The sequence below is a fragment of the Traorella sp. mt218 genome (assembly GCF_055420025.1).
Window position 1 is genome coordinate 56549 of record NZ_JBVAYM010000002.1, and the last position, 26353, is coordinate 82901.

At 36.6% G+C, this 26353-nt stretch carries 24 protein-coding genes and 1 riboswitch; of the genes, 19 read left to right on the plus strand and 5 right to left on the minus strand.

Annotation, left to right across the window (positions count from 1 at the left end; genetic code table 11):
• Positions 1-2 precede the first annotated feature (2 nt).
• From ACZYT3_RS01415 to ACZYT3_RS01425, 3 genes are read left to right on the plus strand one after another with little or no spacing between them, the layout of a single operon-like run.
• Complete coding sequence (locus ACZYT3_RS01415) at positions 3-890, plus strand: hypothetical protein (protein ID WP_464087413.1); 888 nt, start codon at positions 3-5, stop codon at positions 888-890.
• On the plus strand, positions 887-1684 hold the full coding sequence (locus ACZYT3_RS01420; RefSeq protein WP_464087414.1) for a ChbG/HpnK family deacetylase: 798 nt from the start codon (positions 887-889) through the stop codon (positions 1682-1684). The genes ACZYT3_RS01415 and ACZYT3_RS01420 overlap by 4 nt, the downstream gene beginning before the upstream one ends.
• Positions 1685-1692: 8 nt before the next feature.
• Positions 1693-2889 (plus strand): N-acetylglucosamine-6-phosphate deacetylase, encoded by a 1197-nt coding sequence (locus ACZYT3_RS01425; protein ID WP_464087415.1) that lies wholly within the window; start codon positions 1693-1695, stop codon positions 2887-2889.
• A gap of 36 nt (positions 2890-2925) precedes the next feature.
• Here the strand turns inward: ACZYT3_RS01425 and ACZYT3_RS01430 are convergent, their stop codons facing one another.
• A complete protein-coding gene (locus tag ACZYT3_RS01430; RefSeq protein ID WP_464087416.1) occupies positions 2926-3741 on the minus strand; it encodes an HAD family hydrolase in 816 nt (271 codons plus the stop codon).
• A 152-nt stretch (positions 3742-3893) separates the two neighbouring features.
• Between ACZYT3_RS01430 and ACZYT3_RS01435 the strand changes: the two genes are divergently transcribed.
• The 6 genes from ACZYT3_RS01435 (at position 3894) to ACZYT3_RS01460 (ending at position 12537) form a co-directional block, all read left to right on the plus strand.
• The gene (locus ACZYT3_RS01435; protein WP_464087497.1) at positions 3894-4205 is read left to right on the plus strand and encodes a GNAT family N-acetyltransferase; all 312 of its coding nucleotides are present in this window, start codon (positions 3894-3896) and stop codon (positions 4203-4205) included.
• A gap of 1009 nt (positions 4206-5214) precedes the next feature.
• Positions 5215-5287, plus strand: a riboswitch (Fluoride riboswitch).
• Between the two features lie 41 nt (positions 5288-5328).
• Positions 5329-6492, plus strand: coding sequence for a cation:proton antiporter (locus ACZYT3_RS01440; protein ID WP_464087417.1), 1164 nt, complete (start codon positions 5329-5331; stop codon positions 6490-6492).
• A 98-nt stretch (positions 6493-6590) separates the two neighbouring features.
• Positions 6591-8012, plus strand: a complete 1422-nt coding sequence (locus ACZYT3_RS01445) for a TldD/PmbA family protein (RefSeq protein WP_464087418.1) — start codon at positions 6591-6593, stop codon at positions 8010-8012.
• Positions 8012-9283 (plus strand): metallopeptidase TldD-related protein, encoded by a 1272-nt coding sequence (locus tag ACZYT3_RS01450; RefSeq protein WP_464087419.1) that lies wholly within the window; start codon positions 8012-8014, stop codon positions 9281-9283. Before ACZYT3_RS01445 ends, ACZYT3_RS01450 begins: the two co-directional genes overlap by 1 nt.
• Before the next feature lies 1 nt (position 9284).
• Positions 9285-10511: an aminopeptidase gene (locus ACZYT3_RS01455; protein WP_294562725.1), complete on the plus strand. Its 1227-nt coding sequence runs from the start codon at positions 9285-9287 to the stop codon at positions 10509-10511.
• Positions 10512-10635: 124 nt separating this feature from the next.
• Positions 10636-12537 (plus strand): oxidoreductase, encoded by a 1902-nt coding sequence (locus ACZYT3_RS01460; protein WP_464087420.1) that lies wholly within the window; start codon positions 10636-10638, stop codon positions 12535-12537.
• A gap of 114 nt (positions 12538-12651) precedes the next feature.
• On the opposite strand, the gene ACZYT3_RS01465 is transcribed toward ACZYT3_RS01460, so the two are convergent.
• The 3 genes from ACZYT3_RS01465 to ACZYT3_RS01475 are packed head-to-tail and all read right to left on the minus strand — an operon-like array spanning position 12652 to position 15603.
• Positions 12652-13098 (minus strand): DUF3284 domain-containing protein, encoded by a 447-nt coding sequence (locus ACZYT3_RS01465; protein WP_294562453.1) that lies wholly within the window; start codon positions 13096-13098, stop codon positions 12652-12654.
• Position 13099: 1 nt separating this feature from the next.
• Positions 13100-13654 (minus strand): RDD family protein, encoded by a 555-nt coding sequence (locus ACZYT3_RS01470; protein WP_464087421.1) that lies wholly within the window; start codon positions 13652-13654, stop codon positions 13100-13102.
• Positions 13655-13668: 14 nt separating this feature from the next.
• The gene (locus tag ACZYT3_RS01475) at positions 13669-15603 is read right to left on the minus strand and encodes a BglG family transcription antiterminator (RefSeq protein WP_464087422.1); all 1935 of its coding nucleotides are present in this window, start codon (positions 15601-15603) and stop codon (positions 13669-13671) included.
• Positions 15604-15741: 138 nt separating this feature from the next.
• Here ACZYT3_RS01475 and ACZYT3_RS01480 point away from each other — a divergent pair, with 138 nt between their 5' ends.
• The 10 genes from ACZYT3_RS01480 to ACZYT3_RS01525 all read left to right on the plus strand — a co-directional run bounded on the left by ACZYT3_RS01480 (position 15742) and on the right by ACZYT3_RS01525 (position 24684).
• A complete protein-coding gene (locus ACZYT3_RS01480; protein WP_294562457.1) occupies positions 15742-16059 on the plus strand; it encodes a PTS lactose/cellobiose transporter subunit IIA in 318 nt (105 codons plus the stop codon).
• A 17-nt stretch (positions 16060-16076) separates the two neighbouring features.
• Complete coding sequence (locus tag ACZYT3_RS01485) at positions 16077-16385, plus strand: PTS sugar transporter subunit IIB (RefSeq protein ID WP_294562459.1); 309 nt, start codon at positions 16077-16079, stop codon at positions 16383-16385.
• Between the two features lie 22 nt (positions 16386-16407).
• On the plus strand, positions 16408-17682 hold the full coding sequence (locus ACZYT3_RS01490) for a PTS sugar transporter subunit IIC (RefSeq protein ID WP_464087423.1): 1275 nt from the start codon (positions 16408-16410) through the stop codon (positions 17680-17682).
• 61 nt (positions 17683-17743) lie between these two features.
• Positions 17744-17983, plus strand: coding sequence for a hypothetical protein (locus ACZYT3_RS01495; RefSeq protein ID WP_294562464.1), 240 nt, complete (start codon positions 17744-17746; stop codon positions 17981-17983).
• The gene (locus tag ACZYT3_RS01500) at positions 17983-18258 is read left to right on the plus strand and encodes a hypothetical protein (protein ID WP_464087424.1); all 276 of its coding nucleotides are present in this window, start codon (positions 17983-17985) and stop codon (positions 18256-18258) included. The genes ACZYT3_RS01495 and ACZYT3_RS01500 overlap by 1 nt, the downstream gene beginning before the upstream one ends.
• Positions 18255-20138 (plus strand): FAD-dependent oxidoreductase, encoded by a 1884-nt coding sequence (locus tag ACZYT3_RS01505; RefSeq protein ID WP_464087425.1) that lies wholly within the window; start codon positions 18255-18257, stop codon positions 20136-20138. The genes ACZYT3_RS01500 and ACZYT3_RS01505 overlap by 4 nt, the downstream gene beginning before the upstream one ends.
• A 280-nt stretch (positions 20139-20418) precedes the next feature.
• Complete coding sequence (locus ACZYT3_RS01510) at positions 20419-20886, plus strand: PTS sugar transporter subunit IIA (protein ID WP_464087426.1); 468 nt, start codon at positions 20419-20421, stop codon at positions 20884-20886.
• A gap of 16 nt (positions 20887-20902) precedes the next feature.
• The gene (locus ACZYT3_RS01515) at positions 20903-21769 is read left to right on the plus strand and encodes a PRD domain-containing protein (RefSeq protein ID WP_464087427.1); all 867 of its coding nucleotides are present in this window, start codon (positions 20903-20905) and stop codon (positions 21767-21769) included.
• Between the two features lie 94 nt (positions 21770-21863).
• A complete protein-coding gene (locus ACZYT3_RS01520; protein ID WP_464087428.1) occupies positions 21864-23243 on the plus strand; it encodes a PTS transporter subunit EIIC in 1380 nt (459 codons plus the stop codon).
• Position 23244: 1 nt separating this feature from the next.
• Positions 23245-24684, plus strand: a complete 1440-nt coding sequence (locus ACZYT3_RS01525) for a glycoside hydrolase family 1 protein (protein WP_464087498.1) — start codon at positions 23245-23247, stop codon at positions 24682-24684.
• Between the two features lie 56 nt (positions 24685-24740).
• Here the strand turns inward: ACZYT3_RS01525 and ACZYT3_RS01530 are convergent, their stop codons facing one another.
• A complete protein-coding gene (locus ACZYT3_RS01530; RefSeq protein WP_464087429.1) occupies positions 24741-26126 on the minus strand; it encodes an ATP-binding protein in 1386 nt (461 codons plus the stop codon).
• Positions 26127-26353: the final 227 nt, after the last annotated feature.

Below are 26353 nucleotides of genomic sequence, written 5' to 3' on the forward strand. Positions count from 1 at the left end.
ATATGAAAGAAGAATTATTGCGTTATGCGATCATGATTCCTATTCGCTATAACAGGAATCAAAAAACGGCATTTATAGATATGATGATCGAAGATGCGAAAAAATTGAATCTTGCTTATCGAAGCGAAAAAATGAAAACACGTTTTTTTGAATGTACCAATCTGATCATTGGTGACTTACAACATGCAGATACTGTTTTTATGACAGCTTATGATACACCACAGAGAAACTTTTTTGCAGCTTCACGTTATTATCCGCTTCATTCAAAGAAAAATCAGCAGATCCAGACATTGGAATTTTTGATACATCTGATTCTTTTAATACTTGCCTGTGTGATTACAGTGATGCTTTTATTTAGCTGGAACCAGTTAGCGACTTCAACGAAGATAGGATATGTATTAATGCTGGGAGTTTTTGCTTTGATGTTGATCTATATGTCTATAAATAAAGCTTCTAAGGTGAATATGAATCGCAATAGCGCTTCTGTCGCAATTATGTATAAACTGATGAAAGAAAAACCAAGGAAAACAGCTTTTGTATTTTTGGATCATGCCGTATCTTCTTATGAAGGTTATAAAGAATTGCTTCAGGATCATGACCTTTCAAAGAAGAAAGTGATCATTTTAGATTCCCTGGCAAAAGGTGAAAAAATCGTATGTGCCACTCTTCAGAAAGAGTCATGTTTTAAAGATCATTTCCAGACAGTTAAATATGATAAGACAGAAGCTTGTGATAATGTTTTACGTCTGATGCCTTATGCATATCTGCTTGTTTCTGCGGATCATGATGAATTTTATGTAGATACAAAAAAAGATGACCGTATCAGTATGGAACAGGTCAATATGATTTATGAGATATTATATAAAAGTTTAATAGAGGAGGATTCATGAAATTATTAGTACAGGGTGATGATTATGGATTTACCAAAGGTGTGACTTATGGAATTATTGAGGCGATCGATCATGGGATCATTACCGCAACAGGAATGTTTACAAATATGCCAATCGCACCATGGGCTGCGACTTTTGTAAAAGAAAGACCGGATTTTTGCTTCGGTATTGATTTTAATATAGTATCAGGACCACCGGTAAGCGATCCTGCTGAGGCCCCTCATCTTGTTGATGGTAATGGGGAATTTATTCGTTCGAAGGAAAGACTCAAAGATCCATGTTTTCAAAGTGAAAAAGGAAGAAGAGAAATGTTTCCATATGATGAAGTATATAAAGAGTTGAAAGCCCAGTATGATCGTTTTGTTGAGTTGTGTGGAAGAAAACCTTCTTATTTGCATGCTCATTCTTTAGGTCATGAACATTACAATGAAGCGATTCAGGTAATCAGTCAGGAAACAGGTATTCCTTATTCCATGGATCTATGGGAAAAATACCATTTTGGAAGTGTTTTGACTATGCCAAAAGAAGTATCAAAGGTGAAAAAGGAATTTAATGCAATCGATCAGTTGAATAAACAGCCATTGAAGAATGTATTGGATAATAGTGATTATCTTTTAAGCTGTGATTATGCATTTGTTGGTGGTCATCCGGGCTATGTCGATGCAGAACTATTATCATTGACAACACTTTCACTTGAAAGATGTCGTGATCTGGAAATGCTGTTATCAGAAGATTTCAAGAAATGGATCGAGGATAATCATATTGAATTGATATCATATAAAGATTTAAAATAGGAGGTTTTATGTATATTCATTCCAATAGGATCTATACGCCTGCGGGTTGTATAGAAGGTATCTTACATATTCAAAATGGAAAGATTAAAGAGATATTATCGAAAAATGCCAATGTGACATGTGATCTTGATGTTCAGGATAAGATGATCTTACCAGGAATTATCGATACACATAATCACGGAACGATGGGATATGGTTTGATGGGTGAATGCCAGGATACTGAAAAGACGGTTCGGGGTTATTTGAAAGGATTGGCATCGCAAGGTGTTACGAGTTGTTTACCAACAGCTGAATTGCCTTATTTTAAAGCAATTGCAAAGATAGCAAAAGAAGAAGTGGATGGTGCCCAGCCTATCGGTATTCATAGCGAAGGCCCTTATTTAAATCGCGTAGGTGAGAAAGGAATCGATACAGGTCATCCGGATATTGATCTGGCTTATATCCAAAAAATGATCGATGAATCAGAAGGAATGCTGAAGCTGGTAGCCTTGGCTCCGGAATTACCATTAGCCAAAGAAGCTATTGAATATCTGACAAGTCGTCATGTAAGATGTGCATTTGCACATAGTAATTGTAATTATGAGGAAGCAATGAGATCTTTTTCATGGGGTATTACTGTAACGACGCATACGGCAAATGTTATGTCTGGAATTCATCATCGTCGCATGGGTGGGTTAGGTGCCTGTATGTTAAGTGATGAAGTTTTTAATGAATTGATATGTGATGGTCTGCATGTATCCAATGAGATGATCCGATTGATGTTACGTATGAAAAATGATGCTTATCATAAGTTTATGATGGTATCTGATAATGTACCGATGTCTGGAGCACCTATTGGAAGCTATCGCATGGCAATGGGTAATGGTGATGAGCTGATCGTTACCATTGATGAAAAAGGTTATTGTTTAAGCGATACCGGTCGTTTATGCGGATCGACTTTACCAGTGCTTTCAAGTGTGAAAAATCTGGTTCAAAATATAGGATTACCTTTGGAAAAAGTATTGCTGATGTGCTCAAAGAATCCGGCTATGGTTTATGGTGCAAATGATAAGGGAAGTATTGAAGAAGGAAAAGATGCGGATCTTATTGTAGTTGATGATCAGTTCCGGCTTTTCTACACTTATTCACAAGGACGTTGTGTATATGACAGTCAGAGTGATAAAAATATTTTCAATACTGACTTTTTAAAGGAACATGCCGTATAGCATATAATCATAAAAAATCCTGCATTATGCAGGATTTTATAATACAAATTTTTCTAATATATCAGCAACTGCATTCTCATCATGAGTAAATGGTGAAACATAATGACAAGCTTTTTTGACATCATCATTGGCATTGGCGACACAGGTACCGATACCTGCGGTTTCAATCATTGATATATCATTATAATTATCACCAATCGCAAGCGTATCTTTTAGTGGTATGTTCAATATTGTGGTGAGCTCTTTTAAGGCAGCACCTTTGCTGATGCCGACAGCTGTAAATTCCATATAGCGATTGCTTGAGTATGCAATTGTCGTATTTTTTTTAATTTCATCATTTAACTTTGATTCCAATGAAAATAAAACATTCATATCAGGATGCTGATACATCACTTTGACGATTTCTTTGTCTTTTAGAAAATCATAATTGTTCTCCTTACAAAGAATTGCATCCTTTTTAAACATCAGCAGCCATTTCTTTTCATCCTCATTCGTATTAAAAGAATAAACATCTTTTGAAGTAAAGACTTGTACACAAAGTTTTAATCTGAATCCCAGTTCAATGATCTGAAAAGCAATCGTATTAGAAAGCTTATGAAACGAAAGCTCATCATTATCTTTATTTTCGGTAATAATAGCCCCGTTGTTTGAAATGACATATTCATTTTCTTTATGATAGACATCTAATGTCATTAATATATCATCAATGTAGGAATAACCTCGACCTGTTGCACAAACGAATTTAACTCCTTTAGCTCTTGCTTTTTGGATGGCTGAATTATCCTTTTCAGTTATTTTTTTATCACTGGTCAACAGTGTTTCATCTAAATCGCATACTACTAATTGAATCATAAATTCTCCTTTTAATTTACACAAAGCTTATTTTACACATAAATAGGATAAAAGGATAGTGGTAAAATCATTTTATTGCAGAGAAAGATTGATAATGATGTTTTCATTATATAAAAGTGTTGGATGGGAAAATTATACACATGACCCCGGTCATGCTTAAAAATGCTTACCAGCATTCTTTATGCATTATGAGTGCCTATGTGGAAGAAAAATTAGCAGGTATCATTCGTGTCGTAGGTGATGGATATTCAATTGTTTATATACAAGATTTGATCGTACATCCTGATTATCAAAAAAAGGGGATTGGGACAGCATTGATAAATGCGATATTTGAAAAATATCAAAATGTTTACCAGATTGTTTTATTGAGTGATGAAGATAATGTTGGATTTTATGAGAAAATAGGATTTAAGAAAGTGAGTGATATGGGCTGTTGCACTTTTATAAAAACAAAGAGAGAGTGAATGTGCGTAATGTAAAATATGAAGCAATGAACCATTTGATGGATCAAACAACTTAAGTAAGGACGAGGACTTACATAGGTAGGTGTTATGGATTTTTGAAAGACCTAATGCCTCTTGCTTATTTCCTAAAACTCTTCTATAATGAGGTTGTGAGGTAGGTTGTGGTAGACTATCTCGCTTTTTTTATGCTCAATAGTTTTATCATACTTTCAAGAAGTCGTCTTATCGCATGAATCAATAAGCGCAGTTCTCTAAATATATCCACCATATACACCATCACCTTCCTGCAATCGAAAACCTGTAGATCAGGTGATTTTTATCTATCTCACAGCCCAGGGACTTATATACTTAAAGTATTGCCCAGATTAAAAAACTGATATTTTAGATTGAAAATTCTTATAGGATTTTTTATAATATGGCTGTGAGGTAGTTTGGGTGGAAACTACTTCCTTTTTTGTTTAGTAGTTTATCGATACTTTCAAGAAAACGCCTCATTGCATGAATCAATAAGCGTAGTTCTCTGAATATATCCACCATACACACCATCACCTTCCTGCAATCGAAAGCCTGTAGATCAGGTGATTTTTACCTCACAACCCATGGGACTTACATACTTAAAGTAATGCCCAAATCTTAAAAGTAGAAGACATCATTTATCATATGGCTGTGAGGCAGGTTTTCGGGTAACAATCTTGCTTCTTCGTACTTAATAGCCATGTCATGTTTTTGGAGGGTTTCCATATGCATACTTCAATCAGTTTTTATCGTACAGTCTATCATTTCCTTACCCATAAATGAAAGTACAGGTCTAATAAACTTAGGTGCCAACCAGCCTCACAAGCCGTAGGACTTACATACTTAAAGTAATGCCTAATTGTATTTGATTTTATGTCTTCCTACTATTATATATCCACTAAAAGATCAAAATTCCCACTTTTCTTTAAAAATATTTTGATTTTTTTATTCATACAAAAAAATTGATGTTGAAGAAATGAGGTGATTGTGTTAGAGTATCCATGGGAATGATGTTCTCCCTTGGCTTTTGCCTAAACCGCAATTACGCTGATGACATCTGTATGTTTTTTTCATACAGCTCATCAGCTTTTTTTATGGGGGTGTGAATATGCTGTTTAGTATTGCTTTGATATTGATCATGGGGATGATTTTTGGGGAGTTGTTTAAAAAACTAGGTTTACCGTCCTTGATTGGTATGCTTTTATGTGGAATCTTATTAGGACCCTCCATGTTTGGTCTTCTGGATGACTCAATTCTAAATATATCGGCAGATATACGAAAAATTGCTTTGATCATTATTTTGACACGTGCCGGTTTAAATTTAAGTATTGAAGATTTAAAGAAAGTAGGTCGCCCAGCCTTTTTGATGTGTTTTGTACCGGCATGTTTTGAGATCTTGGGCATGGTTGTCTTGGCACCTATATTTTTAGGAATGAATCTTTTAGATTCATTGATTTTAGGAAGCGTGATCGCAGCCGTATCACCGGCCGTTGTCGTACCAAAGATGCTGAAGCTGATGGAAGAGAAAGCCGGAACAAAAAAAGGTATTCCGCAATTGATCATGGCAGGAGCGAGTGTTGATGATGTTTTTGTGATTGCCCTGTTTACTTCATTTACATCATTGGCGAGTGAGTCTCCTTTTACTTGGAATCATTTACTAAATGTGCCTGTTTCAATTATTACAGGTATTTTAGGTGGCATGCTTATAGGATTGCTTATTGCATGGATCCTAGAAAAATGGGATTTGAATCGTATGATGAAAATTATACTTGTATTAGGTTGTTCACTTCTTATGGTATCTTTTGAAGACATAAGTCATTTACCGTTTGCATCACTGATCGGTGTGATGAGCATGGGAGCTGCTCTTCAGAAGAAAAGCGAGGGCAACGCTCGCCTATTATCAAAGGATTATTCAAAGATGTGGGTCATTGGTGAAATATTCTTATTTGTGCTTGTTGGGGCAGTTATTGATCTGCAATATGCGTTGACACTTGGCTGGGCACCTATACTTTTAATATTATCAGTTCTATTGTTTAGAATGGCAGGAGTCTTCGTGTGCCTGTTGAAAACAAATTTAAATATGAAAGAGCGGCTTTTCTGTATGATTGCCTATTGCCCAAAAGCTACCGTACAGGCGGCAATCGGCTCTGTACCTATGGCGATGGGACTGGCTTGCGGACAAAGCGTTTTAACGGTAGCAGTCGTTTCAATTTTGATCACGGCACCTTTGGGAGCACTTGCCATTGATAAAACATATCAGAAACTTTTATGATGATTTAAAAGAGTATGCAACTGGTGGTTGAATTTGTTTATTTCGATAGACAATGAAATAAAATAAGAGTAAAATCTTACACATAGGAGGGTTGATATATGCAAGTCAAAATGTCAGGATATCTGATGGAAATCAAACCTAAAATCAAGGAATTGATCACTCTTTTAGATAATGAATTTGAATATGTCAGTGTATTATGCACGGATGTATCCGGCACCAGCTATCGTGTGGGACAGCGACAGACAAATGTTGGTGACTATGGCTTTAGTGAAAGAGGCTTTGTGGTACGTGTTTATGAGAATGGCAGTTACTGTGAGTATTCTTTCAATGAATGTGAAGATGTTGAAGCATGTGCAAAGACGATTGCTTCGGTTCTAAAGGATGAGCTGAAAGCTTTGGAGAATTTGGGTATTTCTAAGATGGAATCACCACTGATCCATGAAGAAGAAATGACCAAAATAATGATGAATGAAATTGAGGTAAATCCGGAAGAGATGAGTGCTGAGGATATCTTAGCACATCTGAAAAAGATCAGTGATGCCGGTGCAAAGCATGAGGGGGTCATTGAGTTTCAGGCTGCGATGCAGTTTGCCCATGTCAATAAGATGTTTTTATCCGATAAAAAAGATCTGATGCAAAGCTATGCTTATGCGGAAGGAATGGCTGCCGCAATCGGAAGCAATGGTGAAAAGACTGAAATGGCTTATGAGTCTTTTTCAGGATTAAAGGGTGCGGAGATCTTAGATGAAATGGATGATAAGGTAGAAAAGATCATTCAAGATCTCAATGATAAGCTGAATGCAGAAGCAGTGGTTCCGGGCATGTATGATGTGATCACGACACCGGAGGTTACCGGTCTGATTGCTCATGAAGCCTTTGGTCATGGTGTGGAAATGGATATGTTTGTGAAAGAACGTGCTTTGGCGAAGGATTATATTGGCAAGAAGGTTGCCAGTGATATCACTTCCATGAAGGACGGTGCCTTGAGTGCCTCACAGGTCAGCAGTTATATGTTTGATGATGAAGGTGCTTTGGGATCCGATACAACTATTATCGATCATGGGACTCTTGTCAGAGGTATCAGCGATCTGTTAAGTGCATTGCGATTAAAAACAGTGCCGACAGGAAATGGAAAGCGTGAAAGCTTTGAGCGTAAGGCTTATGCGAGAATGACCAATACCCTGTTTGCTTCAGGTACAGATTCCTTGGATGATATGATAGCTTCTATTAAGCATGGTTATCTTTTAGAGGGCATGGATTCAGGTATGGAAGATCCAAAGCACTGGGGAATTCAGTGTGTGGTAGCCATGGGCAGAGAAATCAAGGATGGTAAGCTGACAGGAAAAGTAGTAGCTCCGGTAACCTTGACAGGCTATGTACCGGATATGTTGAAGAGCATTTCGATGATTTCAAATGATTTTGAAATGTTTGGCAGCGGAGCCTGTGGCAAAGGACATAAGGAATGGGTCAAGGTAAGTGACGGAGGTCCTTATTTGAAGTGTAAAGTGAGGTTAGGCTAATGAAAAAAGAACTTTATCCAATATTAAAAGAAAGCAAAGCCAGTGATTTTATCATTAAAGAGATCACGACCTATTCACAGGAAGCCTTCTTTATCGGTCAAAAACTGGATATGAGCCGTGCCAAGGAGGTTACGCATACCATGGTAACGGTCTATGTAGACAGCGATGATAAAAAATATCGCGGCAGTGCCACAAAGGAAATTCATCCGACATATAGTGTGGAGGAAATAAAGAAAGAAATTGATAAAGCCATCTTTGCTGCCCGGTTTGTACAAAATCCATGGTTCCCATTAGTTGCCGATCAGCAAAGTGAGGGAAATGACTTAGATGTAAATCTGACAGAAGAGCTGGTGAAGATTTGTGAAGCGATGCAGAAGGTTAAGGCAAAAGAGAATGAGAAAGTTAACTCTTATGAGGTCTTCGTTAATAAGAAGAAAACCCATATCCTTAATTCTCAGGGCGTGGATGTTACTTTCTATGGCTTTGATTGTGAAGTAGAGGCTGTGATCAATACCAGCAAAGAAGGTCATGAAATCGAGCTTTATAAAGATTTGCGCTTTGCGAATAAAAAGGGTGAAGAGATCACTTTGGAAATCGAAAAGATGTTCATTAGTGGTGAAGCCCGTTTAAAGGCCGTATCGACCAAAAAGAACGAGCATGCCAATGTTATCTTAAGCGGAGATGATGTGGTTCAGTTCTTCCAGTATTTTACTTCGCATACCAATGCTGCTAATCAATACATGGGTATTGCGAAAGCTAAGATTGATGAGAAGATGAGCGGAGATGATGCAGATGATCTAACGATCGAGTTAAAGGCACATATGGATGGTTCTACGAAAAATGATGCCTATGATATGGATGGTAATCCTGTAAAAGATCGCATTCTCTTTGATAAAGGTGTATGTAAGACGTTCTGGGGAAGCATCCAGCATGCTCACTATATCCATATGGATGATACGACATCGATCAATAATGTTGTCGTACATGGTGGAAGCATGAGCATTGAAGATATGAAAAAAGAGCCTTATCTGGAAGTTACGGATTTTAGTTCATTTATCATGGATCCGATTACGGGAAGCTTTGGTGGTGAGATCCGTTTAGGATATGAAAAAGATGCCCGGGGTGTTCATCCGGTTGCCGGAGGATCGATATCCGCAAATTTTTCTAAAGCAGTAAAAAATATGAAATTTTCTAAAGAAACACGACAGATTAATAATTATATCGTGCCTTGTGCCGTATATTTACGTGATGTGGTCGTAGCAGGAGAGTAAGATGAATCAAAAAATTTATGAAGAATACGCGAAACTCGCAGTTGAAATTGGAATTAATTTAAAAGAAGGTCAGGATGTGGAAATCACCGCATCGACAAAATGTGCTGATTTCGTTAAGGAAATCGTTAAAGTTTGCTATGAGGATAAAGCCAGAAGCGTCAAGGTTGAATGGCTCAATGAAGAAATTGATAAGCTTCGCTGGTTGTATGAAGATGAGAAGGTCATGTCTGAAGTATTGACATGGCAGGAAGAAAAAGCCAAGTATCGTGCTGAAACGCTGCCTTGTAAGATCTATGTTGATGATGCAGATCCGGATGCCTATAATGGTATCGATCTAAAGAAATATGCAGCTGTCAGAAAGGCCCGCTATTCTGTTTTGAAAAAATACAGCGACAAGGAAGATAATCGAAATCAGTGGGTCATCGTTGCTATTCCTTCTGTTAAATGGGCAAAAAAGGTGTTCCCTGAATTGAGCGATGATGAAGCTGTCAGCAAATTATGGGAAGCAATCATTAAGACAATGCGTCTTGATCAGCCGGATCCGGTTCAGGCATGGAAGGATCATATTGATGATTTACAGGAAAAGAGCACGAAATTAAATGAGATGAATCTTGATTATCTGGAATATAAATCAAGCAATGGAACGGATCTGACATTAAAATTACAGCCAAATCACTATTGGATCAGTGCTCGTGAAACAAATATGCTGGGAAATGATTTTACCGCAAATATGCCAACTGAGGAAGTATTCACGATGCCGAAACGTGATGGTGTCAATGGTGTGGTCTACTCAACCAAACCTTTATCTTTACAGGGACAGTTAGTAGAAAACTTTAAGGTGACTTTCAAGGATGGCAAGTGTGTTGAAGTGAGCGCTGAAAAAGGACAGGATATCTTAGAAAATATGTTGAATATGGATGAAAACTCCCGTCATCTGGGTGAAGTTGCACTTGTTCCTTATGATTCACCGATCAACCAGACAGGTCTTCTTTTCTCAAATACATTATTTGATGAGAATGCCTGCTGTCATTTAGCCTTTGGTGAAGCCTTCAAGAATAATATCCGAGGCTATGAAAATATGAGTGAGGAAGATTTTAAGAAAGTTGGTTTCAATGAATCCATCAATCATGTGGATTTTATGGTCGGCAGCGAGGACTTGGATATCGTTGGTGTTGATCATGATGGAAACAGACATCAGATCTTCAAAAATGGTGTTTGGGCAATTTAAGTTATGAAAAAGACGTTATGTTTAAAAGCATGACGTCTTTTATTTGCCCTTTCTAGGGGCAAAAGAGAAGATATGAAAAAATCATGTTTTGATTGATAATAAGGATGGAAGAGAGGGTCAAGACATGAAATATCAACATTTATTTTCTCCGTTAAAGGTGAATGACATGATTTTAAAAAATCGCATCATTGCAGCACCGATCGGTGAAGAATTTTCTGAAAAAGCACTTGGAGGAGCAGCCCTTGTTATATGTGGACATACGATTGTTGAACCGGGCAGAAGCAGCTTTGCCAGTGGAAATGAACAAAGTGGTTTTTTCAAATATGAAGTAGAAAAAACACAGGAAAAGATTCGTATATGCCATCGTGCAGGTGCCCGTGCATCGATTGAAATCTTTCATGCCGGACAGTATGCACGTGTCCTTCCTGGTGAATATGCAGTAGGTCCGTGCTCTTTTGTTCGTGATGATGGTGTTGAGGTGAGAGCCTTGGATAAAGAAGGCATGGAAAGAATTGCCGATTTATATGCACAGAGTGCTTTGGATGCAAAGAATCTGGGATTTGATGCGATTTTCTTGCATTTTGCCCATGGATGGCTGCCGGCTCAGTTTATTTCTCCTTTATTTAATCATCGGACAGATGAATATGGAGGCAGCCTTGAAAACAGAGCAAAATTTCCATTGATGATCCTTGAAAGGATCCGTCAGGCAGTAGGTGCAAATTATCCGATTGATATGCGTATTTCCGGTGAAGAGTGTGTTCCCGGATCAATTGAATTTAAAGATACGCTGCAATTTATCTTAATGGCAGAGCCTTACATAGATTCCGTACAGATTTCTGCCGGATTGGATATCAATCACGAAGGTAATGTGAGGATGGCTACGACTAATTTTTGTGAGCATATGCCAAATGTCAAGTGGGCAAGAGAGGTCAAGAAGCATGTTAAGAAGATCAAGGTAGCTGTTGTCGGAGCGATTATGAATCCTTCGGAAGCGGAAGGGTTGCTTGCGAATGAAGATGTCGACTTAGTAGCTTTTGGACGAAGCTTTATTGCGGATCCTTATTGGCCAAATAAGGCAAGAGATGGTAAGAGCGAAGATATCATTCCTTGTATCCGATGCTTACAATGCTATCATATCTCGACCAATCGTCGTAATGTAGGCTGTTCGGTCAATCCACGCTATCACAATGAAAAGTTTATTGATAAAGAGCTGAAGCCATGTGAAACACCAAAAAGGGTCGTAGTCATCGGAGCGGGACCGGCAGGTATCATGGCAAGCATAACTGCCAGCAAGCGAGGACATCATGTCATCTTGCTTGAAAAAGAAGCAAGTGCCGGCGGTGCTTTAAATTTAATTTCCAAGGAATATTATAAAGAAGATATTCGTGCGTATCTGCAGTATTTAAAGAATCAATTGGCAAAATCAAATGTTGATGTACGCCTTTCCTGTGAAGCAGATCCACAAATGGTAAAAGAGCTGAAACCGGATGCCTTGGTCATTGCTGTTGGTGGTAAGCCTATGAGCCTTCCTATAAAAGGAAGTGAAAAGAAACATGTGATCAGTTATGTACAGGCCATTGAAGACGAATCGCTTGTAGGAGATCATCCGCTCATCATCGGCGGTGGTACCATTGGTGCAGAGCTGGCATTGGAGCTTGCAGAGCTGAAAGGAAAACATCCGACGATCGTGGAATTAACCGATCAATTAGCTGCTCAGGGCAATATGTTGTATCGTATTGCTTTACGTCAAAAATATGAATCATTACAAGAGCCGATTCAGATTCATTATCAAACAAAGTGTATTGAAATTAAAGATAATGAGGCAGTTCTTCAACACCAGGACGGTTCATGCGAAACAATACAGGCAGATACTGTGATCCTATGTGCAGGTGTGCGTGCCGATCGTAAGCTTGTAGAGTCTTTCTATGGTATCACTCCAGAGATTTATGAAGCAGGTGATGCGATAAGGACCAGAAAAATACAGGAAGCTGTATTTGAAGGATATGGTATCGGTGCTATAATTTAAAGAATGATAAGAAAGAGATGTAGCTATAATAAGTTATATCTTTTCTTATGGTATTTTTGATTAATGTAGAAAATTAATAATTATAGATATTCCTATCTTTTATAAAAACACAGCCTATTGTCCAGCTGTGTTTGTTTCATTTTTATTTTTTTGTTCGATCAAATACTGGGTAACAGCATTCATTCTTTTTTCTAATTTTTTACGATAGCCTTTTTCGCTCCATGCGCCTATCTTCTTTTCAACATGATTAGCATCATATTTTGTTTCCCGATAGGTTACTTCACAGGCATCCTTTCCTTTAGGAAGGATGACATAACGGATCGTATTCGTACCGGATTTAGATACATAGTCTAATTCGATGATTTTTGGATATACATAATCCGTAACTTTGACCTTGCACATTTCTGTTTTCATAAAGCCGGTATTAAGACTTTTTTCAAAGGTAATGCCCTTTTTGATTTTCTCATTGCTTCCGGCTACTTCCAGACTTGTCTGCACGGTTGAAAGAATAAAATCGAAATAAGCTTTCGCTTCAACATTAGCCTGAATCGTAACTTCCATACTACTTCTCCTTTGTATCAATAACAAATGTGCCTGCAATCTTATCATGGATCATTTGTCCGAGTGGATCTTTGAAAAGCATGATGATCGAAATCAGTGATACGATGCAAAACGCATAATAGAGATAAACAACCAGCTGATTGTCAATAACCATTCCCAAGACGCTGCGTAACACAAATGAAGCATTATTGAAGGTTTCTTCGACCAGGATAATACCTATGACTGTCCGTAAAAATATCGTTAAAGAACGAACATCTTTTCCATCTGTGCGAACGATACGAATATGCATCACCCTTTTCCCTAAAGACTGTCCCCTATATGTAGGAGCGATCCATTGAGGCATGACATAATAGATATAAACAAGTATAATACCGACAATGAGTGACGTCAAGGCATAAGAAAAAGGAAGCTTTGAAATCGTCGTATCAATCGTAAGCTTTCCCTGATAGATACTGGCAAAAAGACAGATTGACAGGGACATGCATAAAGCACTTAGATACCAGTCGATGATATATGCGATCAGTCGTTTGATGGGAGATGCAGTTATTTTTTTCATGATGATCCTCTTTTCTAATAAAATGAAACCAAATAATTGATAAATTCATCAAAGGTCTTGATATTCATAACTTTTTTAAAGATATGTTCATCTTTTAATATTTGCGTGATAAATTCAAAAATATCTGAAAATAAATCACGGTCCTCTTCTTTTAGTGAAAGCATGAATACCAGATTGACCTGATTGATGCCCCAGGATATCGGTTCAGGATTCAGGCTGACGGCTATCACGCTGGATTTCGCCTTGTTGTTTAAAGGATGAGGAATGGCGATATTGCCATAAGAGCTGGGAGATATTTTCTCATGAGCATAAATTTCATCCTTATAGGAGGCATCTACATACTGATGAGAGATCATGACATCACACATCGTTTCTATCGCATCAACATCATTTTTAAATTTCTTATCCGTGAAAAATAAATCTTCATGGAAGAAATACATGATCTTATCACGAATGACATTTTTTATCTTATTGTTCTTGATATCATCAATAATAGTAAAAATATTACGGATATCGGTTTCTGTCACAAAAGGATTTAAGATATAATGCCGGATTGAAATAGATGTGTCGATGGGTTCTGTCGATAAGATCAATTCAACACCGCAAAGGTCCATGTCACTGCGAATGGATGTTAGGACATTGCTGATCAAAAGATTCTCAGAATAAATGCCGGAAAGCTTTTTGGATATCTTTTGACCAAGTGAATAATAATTCGGACAGATGATGATGGCATTTACTTTATCATGTAAGGCTTTGTTTTCATCCATAAGCACACCTACATGAAGGGCAATATAAGCAATCTCATCTTCCGGAAGCACATAGCCGCTGCATTCATAAATTACATTGGATATGTGTACGGATATCGCATAAATCAAGGGATAATCATTTTTAATACCGCTGAATTGAAGGTTGTTGATACTGATGTGATGTTCAAGGCGTACTAACAGATTTTTTAAATGAAAAGCAAATCGTATCAGAAAGTTTTCATTTCTAAGATTGACACAGTATGTATTATCAACGGAAGTAACGATCTTTTCAATAAGATCGCTGATATCCTTGCCAAGGATCGACTCAATCTGATTATAGCGAATCGATGTGACATTGTTTGAAACGACTCGGGTCATCATGAGTACGCTGGCTTGATAGATATCAAGCAAAGAATAATCAGTATTGTATATTTCCTTTAATTTCAAATAGATCTCGTTGACGATTTTCTGAGCATGAGGGGAACCCAGTTCCATTAAGGCTTCCTGTTCAATAGGGGTGCGGACATCTTTCATATCCTGACGGTTTCCCCTCAGTTCAATCGTTAATGCGATGTGCAACACATAATTGAAGAGGGAGTGGGAATCAAGGAAATATTCATTTTCGGTTAAGATTCCTATCACCAGTTTTTCGATTTTTGTGAGGTCTACGGTTGTAAATATGAGCTGCACACGGTCGAGTGAGAGATATGAATTTTGAATTTCACTATTGATCAAATCAAGGATGATCTTTCTTTTATCTTTAGATAACCCTGTAATTGAAACGATATCATTGCGGGTATGAACATTCAGATGATATTTTGAGATTTCAGTTCTGATCTTTGATAATTCATTTTGCAGCGTGACTGGTGAGATACAGAGGCGTTCTGAAAGCTCACTGATCGTCGGACGCTGTTTTTCTAAAAGGATAGAAATGATGATCATTCTCTTTCTCTCTTCATAGTTACGAGGAATGTTTGAGTTGCTATGAACATTGAGGATGGTGCTTGCTTGTTCTTTATCGATCTTATAGCCTTTATTTGATGAAATAATCAATTTTGGGTATTCTTTATTGATTTCTGAGATACAGTATTTGACGCTTCGTACTGAAATTTCCAAATGATTGGCGAGTGTTGTCGTGGTCGTCCAATCGGTTTGATTATTAAGATATGAGATTGTTTGAAGCTTTTTATCCAAATTAGCCATAGTATTTCCTCCACTATAATTCTACCCAATTCTCTTATAGATTTGTTTTTGTTTTTTGCATGGTCAAAGGGCAAAAGCTGAGATTGAAAGGTTATTTTTGTTTGAGTAAACTGAAAGTGTAAATGAGAGGTGGAAGCTATGACGATAGAAGAAATCAATAACGTTGCCTGTCAGATCATTGCTCATGCAGGTGATGGGAAAAGTTATTCAATGGAAGCCATTGAAAATGCAGAGGCCGGGGACTTCAAGGGTGCTGAAGAAAGCTTGAAGCACAGTGATGAATCTATCCAAAAGGCACATGAGATCCATACAGGTCTTTTGGTCCAGGAAGCAAGGGATCCGGGATGCATAACAGCTACCATGATGCTGATTCATGCGTCGAATCATTTAAGTGCAGCAGAATTGACAAGGGATCTGGCTGAAAGATTTATACGTGTTTATAAGACACGTCAATAAATAAGGAGGTGAAAGAGGTGTATAACATTATCTTGGTTTGTGAGCATGGTGCAAGTACAGGGATGTTGACAACGCGTATGCAGGAAGCTGCTAAGAAATTAGGGGTCGAGGCAACGATCAATGCATATCCATATACAAAGCTGGATGAGCTGATCGACGGAGCTGATATTGTACTGTTAGGGCCACAGGTACGTTTTAAGAAGAAGACTTTCGAAGAAAAATATGCGGATAAAGGCATTGAATTCATGGTCGTGGATACGGTGGATTATGGAATGATGAATGGTGAGAAAGTCTTGAAGACAGTACTCGAACATTTAAAAAAGTAAATCATTATTGAAGGAGGAAATTATGGAAAAATTAATGGATAAGATTTCAGCCTTTGTAGAACCGCTTGCTGAGTGGGTTCACAAGATGAATTTCTTACAGGCATTGGCAGAAGCAATGCAGGTATTGCTTCCGATTACGGTTGTTGGTTCTTTTGCTTGTCTGTTTGCGTTTTTGGATATAGGAGGATGGCAGCCTTTCCTTGCTGAACATCCGATGATTGGAACAGTATTCATGAATGCCCAGTCTTGGACAATCAGCTGTATCGCTTTTTATACCGTATTAGTATTGCCGTATCTTTATGCAAAGAGATTGAATGTGGATGAACCACTGGCATGTATTCCATTGGCAGTAGCAGCGTTCTTACTGCTGACACCGACTGAATTATATACTTCTATTCCAACATCATGGTTGGGTCATGCAGGTATGTTCTCAGCTTTCATCGTAAGTTTCTTGGTCGTACGTTTTGTGAAATTATGTGCTGATCATAATGTAACGATCAAGATGCCTGCAGGGGTACCTCATTATATTGAAGCTACATTCGCCGTATTGATTTCGGCATTTATCATCGTATTTGGATGCTCTTTGATCGGACAGGCAATGGCCGCAACAGAATTTGGTTCGATTCACCAGTTGATTTATACATTTATCCAGACACCATTGCAAGGCTTAGGTACAAGCTTTGGAGGCTTGCTCATTACAGAAGTAGTAATGACACTGGCAATGTTCTGTGGTATCCATGGTTCAAGCGTCGTACCTTTCATGGATGCATTGCAGATGTCTGCCAATGAAGCAAATGCCGCAGCTTTAGCTGCCGGTGAAGCACTTCCGAATATCTATGGTACAGGATTGTTGAACTCAATTCAGATTGGTGGTATCGGAGCTACCTTAGGATTAGCCATCGTATTATTCTTCTTTGCGAAATCAAAGAGATACAAGCAATTGGCAAGAGTTGCCATCGTTCCACAGATCTTTAATATCGGTGAACCATTGTTGTTCGGTATTCCTATCATGTTGAACCCTATGCTGTTCATCCCTTATATGGGTGGTGTTATCGTGAATACCTGTGTAGCTTATTTCGCTATGTGGTCCGGACTTGTCGGACGTCCAAACGGTGTCAATCCAAGCTGGACGATGCCAGGTATCATCCAAGGTTTATTAGGTATATCTACACCGGTACAAGGAGCTATCTTACAGGTTTTGATCATTGTGATCGATATGGCCATCTGGTTCCCATTTGTGAAATTGATTGATAAGCAGGCTCTTGAAGAAGAAGGAAATGAAGCCGTTGAAGCTTAAATAAAAATGGAAAGCAGCAGTGTCAGCATTGTTGCTTTCTTTTATAGAAAGGAAGGAAAATATGTTACAGATTGGAAGTCCAAAAGCAAAGATCTTACATGAAAAATTAAATGGTCTGGAATGGGAAGGAATTCATTTTGAGGTTGTTTCAATGCAGGGCCTTACATTAAAAGTAAAGCATGACGGTGAAAGTGATGCCGCAGCAAAAGCGGCCCTGAAAAAGTATATCGCAACCCTTCCTGAGCTTAAAAACGCTTATACCAATATTCAGCTGATCGATGAGCAGGGTAGAATTTTATAATGAATCAAAAATTCTATTTGGGCGATCTTGAATTCAGTCGTAAGATGCGAAAGCTGTATAGCTGGATCATACCGGGTATATTTGCCGCTATGTGCCTTCTTTTCCTGATTGAGAAGGCATGGCTGACAGCCTTATGCTTTTTAGGTGTGGTACTTGTCAGCCTGCCATGGCTGAGATCATTTTTTGAAAAGCTGCATATTGGCGGATTTTTGAAATTTGTGATCTGTGTCGTATTGGTCGTATTAGGAGTTTTAAGTACAGGAGTTTATTTATGAAAGTTGAAGCGTTGTTTTCACCCTTAAAGGTCAATGGCATGATGCTACGTAATCGTATCGTTGCGGCACCGATGGGAATCATTGCCTCACATAAGATCATATCAAGCACCAATTATGGTGCAATAAGTGCATGGGATCGTTCAATGGGCGGTAGTGCATTGGTACATATTCCCGGTGAGGGAGTGGATCTTTTCAATAAATATGAATTGGATGTAACAAAGGAACAGATCAATGTCGCAAAGCAAGATGGTGCCAAGGTAGCTTGTGAAGTAGGCTTCTTTTCCATGGTGCCGGATGAAGAAGGTTATGTATATGGGCCGATGGACGGCATTCGTTTTGATGGTTTAAAGATGAAGGCCTTTACGCATGAAAAGATGCGTGAATTAGCAGAGGAAACAGCTCAATTCTGTGTCAAGTGTAAAAAGATCGGGTTTGATGCGGTAACACTTCATTTTGGACATGATTCTTTAGGATCACAGTTTTTATCACCGGTATGGAATCAAAGAGAAGATGAGTATGGCGGAAGTCTTGAAAACCGCTGCCGTTTCCCAAAAGAAGCTTTAGAAATCATTCGTAAAGCAGTAGGTCCGGATTATCCGATCATCGTTCGTCTATCTCGGCAATTGATGGTACCGGAAACATATCCGGAAGAAGATATGCTTTATTTCATCAAAGAAATTGAAGGGTTAGCGGATATGGTAAATATCAGCTGTGGCATGGATGTTTATCATGCAGCCAATGTACATGCCGTACCTACGATTTTCGAGCCTCATAATTATAATGCGGCATTTGCGAAAAAAGTAAAAGAGAATACAAATTTGCTGGTATGTCTGGTTGGAGCTGTGATGAATCCCGAAGAGGCCAATGAATTGATAGAAAAAGGCTATACGGATTGCTGTATGTTTGGACGTTCTTTGATAGCTGATCCATATTGGCCAAAGAAGATCATGAATGGTCATGAAGAGGATATCGTTCCATGCATTCGCTGTATGCATTGTTATCATATAGCGACTGACCATTGGAATGTGCAGTGTTCTGTGAATCCGCGATTCAGAAGAGAGGATCGTATGGCATTGACACAACCGATCAAAACAACAAAGAAACATGTCGTGATCGTAGGTGGTGGTGTCAGCGGTATGGTTGCTGCTTTGTCTGCCAGTGACCAGGGTCATCATGTAACCTTACTGGAAAAGGAGGATCATCTTGGAGGCCTTTTGAAGTGGGCCAGTGAAGGACCTTTTAAAGAAGATCTGAGAGCTTATCAGAAATATTTGACCCATCAGATAGAAAAATCATCGATAGATGTCCGCTTGAATACAAAGGCTGATAAAAAGATGCTGGAAATATTAAAGCCGGATCGTTTGATTGTTGCAGTGGGATCTGCTTCTGCGAATTTACATATCAAAGGAGCTGAAAAAATGATGGATTCATTGACAGCCATCGAATCAAAAGCAAAAGTAGGTCATAAAGCAGTGATCATCGGTGGAGGTTCCATTGGCTGTGAATTAGGATTAGAATTATCTTTAGAGGGACATGATGTGACAATTGTTGAGATGGCGGATGATATTGCCTTGAATGGAAATATGTTGTACCGGATTGCCTTGAAACAGCACATGGACAAGCAGGATAATTTGCATGTAGTTACTCAGGCGTGCTGCAAAGAAATCGAAGAGGATCAGGTCATCGTTGAGATCAATGGCAAAGAAGAAAAGATAGGATTTGATACGATCATCAATGCAGCAGGAAGAAAAGCTTTAAAGGAAGAAGCAATGTCATTATATGGAGTATGTAAAGATACTGTTATGGTCGGTGACTGTGAATGTGTGGGTTCAGTGATCGATGCAGTCAATATTGCTTATTTCGTAGGAAAAAGTTTATAAGATGTTTCATTTGAATATTTCATTATAAATGCAACGTAAGCAATTTGCGTTGCATTTGCGTTTTATTAAGCGGATCAGATGGAAAGAAAATCTAAAATGTTAAATTAATAAGAATACCGTTATTTTTTTAGCCTGATTTCAAAATGAAAATTTGCTTATTGACAGCGTTTACACTACATGTTATTATACTTATGTAAATAAATAAGCAAGGATTGTAACTCTCTGAGGCATTACCTTAACAGGTGTTTCAGAGAGTTTTTATATATTGGAGGTCATAAGAATGTTTAACTTTTTAAGAAAAGAAAGTAATGAGATCGTATCGCCAATTAAAGGAGTATGTATCCCTATTGAAAAAGTAAATGATCAGGTGTTCGCATCAAAAATGATGGGTGATGGTTTTGCGATCGTACCGAATGGAAATAAAGTCGTATCGCCAGTCGATGGAGAAATAATACTAATTCCTGCTTCAAAACATGCAATAGGTTTAAAAACAAGAAAGGGTATTGAGATATTAGTTCATATCGGATTAGATACGGTTCATCTTAATGGAGAAGGATTTAAAGTTCTTAAATCTAAAGGAGATAAAGTGAAGGCAGGAGATGGGTTGATAGAATTTGATTCATCGTTTATGAAAGAAAAGGGAGTTGATATGACAACAATGGTCATATTTACAGGTGGGTATGATAAGGAAGTAAGCTTAGACTGTTATGGTAAAGAAGTTGATGCAGGTGAAGTTCTGATTCATTAAAAAAGGAGGGGTTCTCGTGAAAATCATAAAAAAGATCAATAATAACGTAGCTATTGGTCTTGATGGACATGGGCGTGAAGCCATCGTTTTTGGAAAAGGGATCGGTTTTGAAAAGATGCCATATGAGCTCAAAGATCTATCTAAGATCGATCGTACTTATTATGATATTGATGAGCGATACCTAGGCATGTTAAATGAGATAGATGAAAAAATCTTTTCACTGGTAGCGAGAATGTGTGATATAGCGAATCATAGGATGAAAGAAAACCTAAATCCTAACTTAGTTTTTATCTTGGCTGATCATATCAGTTTTGCTGTTACCCGCTATCAAAAAGGAATGAATGTCACTCTACCGTATTCTTATGAATTAGAATATGAATATCCTGAAATAACAAAGATTGCGAAATGGTTTATCAAAAATATTAATGAGAAATTAAAGGTACACTTAGATAAAGGGGAAGTAACAAGCGTCACCATGCATTTTATCAATGCAATGGAAGGGAGTAGTAAACAGACTTATACCAAAACTACAGATAAAACATCTCGTATCATTCATAATGTGACAAAGATCATAGAAGATTACTTTAAGATTATTCTTGATAAGAGAAGTTTTAATTATTTTCGCTTTAAAAACCATTTAAAATATTTTGTACAACGAAAAGAAAGAAATGAAGAATTTAAAGATAGTAATTTGGATTTATATGAGAGCATGAAAGAAAATTATCCTGAAACTTATGCATGTGTTTCTAAAATAGAGGATTATCTATTTGAAGAATTTAAAGAAAAATGTACACACGAGGAGCTTTTATATCTCATGATCCATGTAAATCGTTTATATACAAAAGAGGATTGTAACCGCAAGGGCATCACCCCAGAAAAATAGTGTAATACTAGTTTTTGGGGTTTTTATTTTAGGCAAAGCCAATGGAAGTGCGCAGCCATTGTTTGCAGATATATATAAGTAAAGGAGAAAGATTATGTCGAAAAAAAATTATGATGAATTGGCTGAAAAAGTCATTGAATATGTGGGTGGAAAAGATAACATTACATTTTTTACTCATTGTGTAACCCGCTTACGTTTTAATGTAAAAGATCAAAGTAAGGTGAATGAGAACGAATTAAAAAAAGTACAAGGAGTTTTAGGGTGTCAATGGATAAGTGGTCAGTTTCAAATTATTATAGGGCAGCAAGTAGATCAAGTTTATGATTTGATTTGTAATAAGTATGAATTTGATCAAGTAGACAAAATAGATGAAAATCTAGATGAGAAGAAAAGGAAATTTAGCTTTGTAAGTATTATTGAAACATTCTCGGCTTGTCTTGTTCCGGTTATTCCTGTATTAATGGGGTGTGCTTTTTTGAATGTCATTCTCATTTTGTTAGGGAATTTTAATTTAATTACAGAAGAATCGAATACGTATTTTGTTTTGAATTTTGTTGGTAATAGTGCCTTATATTTTTTACCAGTATTTGTAGGAGCTGCTGCAGCAAAGAAATTTAATTGTAATATTTATATGGGAATGTTAATGGGAGCTATGCTATTAAATCCGGATTTCATTGCCAAGGGTTCAGCAGGTGAAACTATGTCAGTTTTTGGGCTTCCGATAACATATTTGACTTATGGTTATGGAAGTACGATTTTTCCAGCAATATTGATTGTATTTGTAATGAGTTATGTTGAAAAAATTTGGAAAAAATATTCTCCTGCAATCATACGTTCGATTTTAGTTCCATTAGGAACATTATTGATAATGATTCCTTTAGCTTTATGCGTATTAGGCCCTTTAGGTCAATTTATAGGTACATGGATTGCAACGCTTATAATGTGGATTTATGATAATGTTGGTTTCCTTGCAGTCGCAATTTTAGCTTGTATACAACCTATTCTTGTTATGACAGGTATGCATATGTCGATGGTTCCAGCACGTATTCAATTTGTTTCTTCATTTGGATATGACCCATTAGTTAAGGTTGCTTCAACAATTGCAAATTATAATCAAGCGGCAGCTTGTTTTGGTGTAGCATTAAGAGCAAAAGACAAAGATATTCGTTCGACTGCATGGACAACAGGAGTTACAGCTCTGTTTGGAGGTGCCACAGAGCCTGCTTTATTTGGTATTACATTAAGATATCGTCGTCCTTTATATGCTGTAATGATTGGTTCTTTTATTGGTGGGTTGATTGCTGGTTTATTTAAAACAGTTGCTACAATGGCGAGTGGTGTAGGATTATTTGCATTGACGTCATTTATTAGTGAGGATCCGAATAATATCATTTTCTATTGCTTGGCACTTATTGTTGGAATGATATCAACGTTTGTTTTGACATTTATTTTTGGAATTGATGAAAGTAAGTAATATGAAGTTTCCAGATGATTTTTTATGGGGTGGTGCTATTTCTGCTTTTCAAGCTGAAGGAGCTTGGAGAAAAGGAGGTAAAGGAATAAGCGTTGCAGATGTATTTACAAAAGGGACAAAAAATCAACCACGAGAAGTTTTGTTCAATATGGATCAGGGCTATGTTTATCCGAGTCATAATGCTGTTGATTTTTATAATCACTATAAAGAAGATATTGCATTAATGGCACAAATGGGTTTTAAAATGTTTAGATTATCCATTAGTTGGACTAGAATTTTCCCAAATGGCGATGAAGAAAGTCCAAATGAAGAAGGATTACAATTTTATGATAAAGTTTTAAAAGAACTTAAGAGATATCATATTGAACCTTTAGTGACAATATCTCATTATGATTGTCCGCTTTATTTAGTGAATAAATATGGAGGATGGGCATCCCGAAGAATGATTCAATTTTATTTGAAATATTGCGAAGTTTTATTTTTGAGATATCATGGTTGTGTCCATTATTGGATACCATTCAATGAAATAAACTCTATTGTTAATACAGCATCATTATTATTTGGAATATATGATGAAGAGATGGGCAAGAGATCTTTTGTAAAGGATAGTACAGAACATTTAAATCAGATTAAGTTTAACGCCCTAAACCATATGTTTATAGCTAGTGCAAAGGCTGTATCTTTAGGCCATTTAATTGATCCAAAAATGAAAATTGGCTGCATGCTTGCCAGTAAAACAAGTTATCCGTTAACTTGTGATCCGGATGACGTTTTAGAAAATATGGAAAATGAAAGACTTTCATCGTATTTTTGTGGAGATGTTTTATGCAAAGGAGAATATCCTTATTATATATGGAAGTATTTTAAAGAAAAGAATATTCAATTGGTTTGCAGTGAAGAAGATTTAATGGCTATTAGAAATGGTAAAGCAGATTTCTATGCCTTTTCATACTACACGTCATCTTGTGTTAGCGCAAAAAGGAAAGCAGATATTCAAGTAAATATGGGAGCTGGAGTTAGAAATAAATATCTCGACATTACTCGATGGGGTTGGCAGATAGATCCAAAAGGATTAAGATATATTATACATCAGCTATATGATCGTTATCACCTTCCAATAATGGTCGTGGAAAATGGTTTGGGAGCTAGTGATGTTTTAGAAAATGATCTAACAATTCATGATGATTATCGTATAACTTATTTGAGAAAACATATAAAAGAAATAGCTAAAGCCATAGAAGAAGGATGTGACGTTGTTGCTTATACTTCTTGGGGTTGTATTGACTTAGTTAGTGCATCTACCGGAGAAATGTCAAAACGTTATGGTTATATTTATGTAGATGTCGATGATTATGGTAATGGAACTTATAACCGTTATAAAAAAGATTCATTCTACTGGTACAAAAAAGTCATTGCCAGCAATGGTGAAGATTTAGATTAAGACCTCACAAAAAAGTGATTGTTTCATTGTTATGATTCAATCACTTTTTAAATATATTATATATCTTTAAATAAATCATCTAAGGTATAAAGAATCAAAGTATCATCATTTATTTCTTCAAAACCGGATTTTGAAAAGAAACCGTAACGATGACAGTTAAAACCAGTGTCTTTTACTTGTTCAATTTCCTTGTAAATGGTATTTTTATCAACTTTAGAATTTTTAAATTTTGCTTCATAAAAGATATAACCTTTTCTATCGTAGGTTACAAGATCAAATTCACCATTTTTCTTGTTGATAGGATCATCATAATAATATTTTCCTATTTTTTCAAAAGGCTCTTCAATCAGACCTTTGCGATTTAATCGGATTAAAAACTGTTTGCATATATTCTCAAAAATAAAGGGAACATGTTGAGTATTAAAATCCTGATCGATATATCTTTTATAAAAGACTTCGCTATCCATGATATTCATTTGTGAAGCATATCTAAATATATATTTGTAATAAAAAAGAGAAAGATTATCACAGATAAAATATCTTGATTTCTTACGATTATGTTCTTCGTTAATAGGTGTTTCCTTCGCAACTACTTCCATTTTGATAAGCTTATCAAGTACATCAATTAAAGTAGGTGCACTTGATACATGTGACTTGGATAATATATCGCTATATTTGCTTGCACCCATTGCCATTGCCTCAAATACTTCATTGGCATTCGTCATTTTAGATATTTCTGATTTTAAATACATAGATATTTCTAATTCGAGTCTGGCATTGGGTGAGGCAATTAAATCGATGATATTTTCTTTTACAGATTTATGGGGATCAATGAGTTTATTATAATGAGGGATACCACCAAAAACACTGTATAATTTTACTTTATCTTCATTTGAAAAGTTTGGATAAAAGTTTGACGATTCATAATAATCCATAGGTTTTAAATCAATGATTTGTGTAATACGGCCATACAAAGGATTGTGGATTTCAATTAGAGATTTCATGATATCTACATATGATCCACATAGAATAAGTTTTAATGTTGATACTTCTTTGTATTTGTCAATTAAATTTTGTAAAATACTATCGATTCCTACAATTGTTTTTCTTAAATAAGGATATTCATCTAATACAAGGATCATTTTATTTTCAATAGCTTTTTCAAAGAGAAAAGAAAGTAGTGCTTCCAAATTTGAAAAAGCAAGTTTTGGATAATGAAATTGTTCTGAAATGAGTGAAGCTAAACTTTCGACATTGTTTATTTCTGTGGTTTGTTTACACTCATAATAGATGCTTGTATCGTCTATTTCTTTTAAACACTGTTTGATCAATTCACTTTTCCCAACTCTTCGGCGGCCATAAATTAGAATTGTTTCAGAATAATTTTTATTAAGCGTATTGATTAGTTTTTTCTTCTCATTTTCTCTGCCAATAAATTTCATTTTATTCGACTCCCTCCGATTCGATTTTGTTCGAATAAATTATATGGTATTAATCCCACTTTGTCAATTTTATTCGGTTATGACCGAGTCGAATTAAATCGAATAAAACTTGTGGCTAAATAATTTACCTTATAAAAGATCAGAAGAGGAATATAACATCGAATATCTATATTTGAAATATAATATGAATGATAAAATTGAAGTTTTTACTTAAAAGTCTATATATA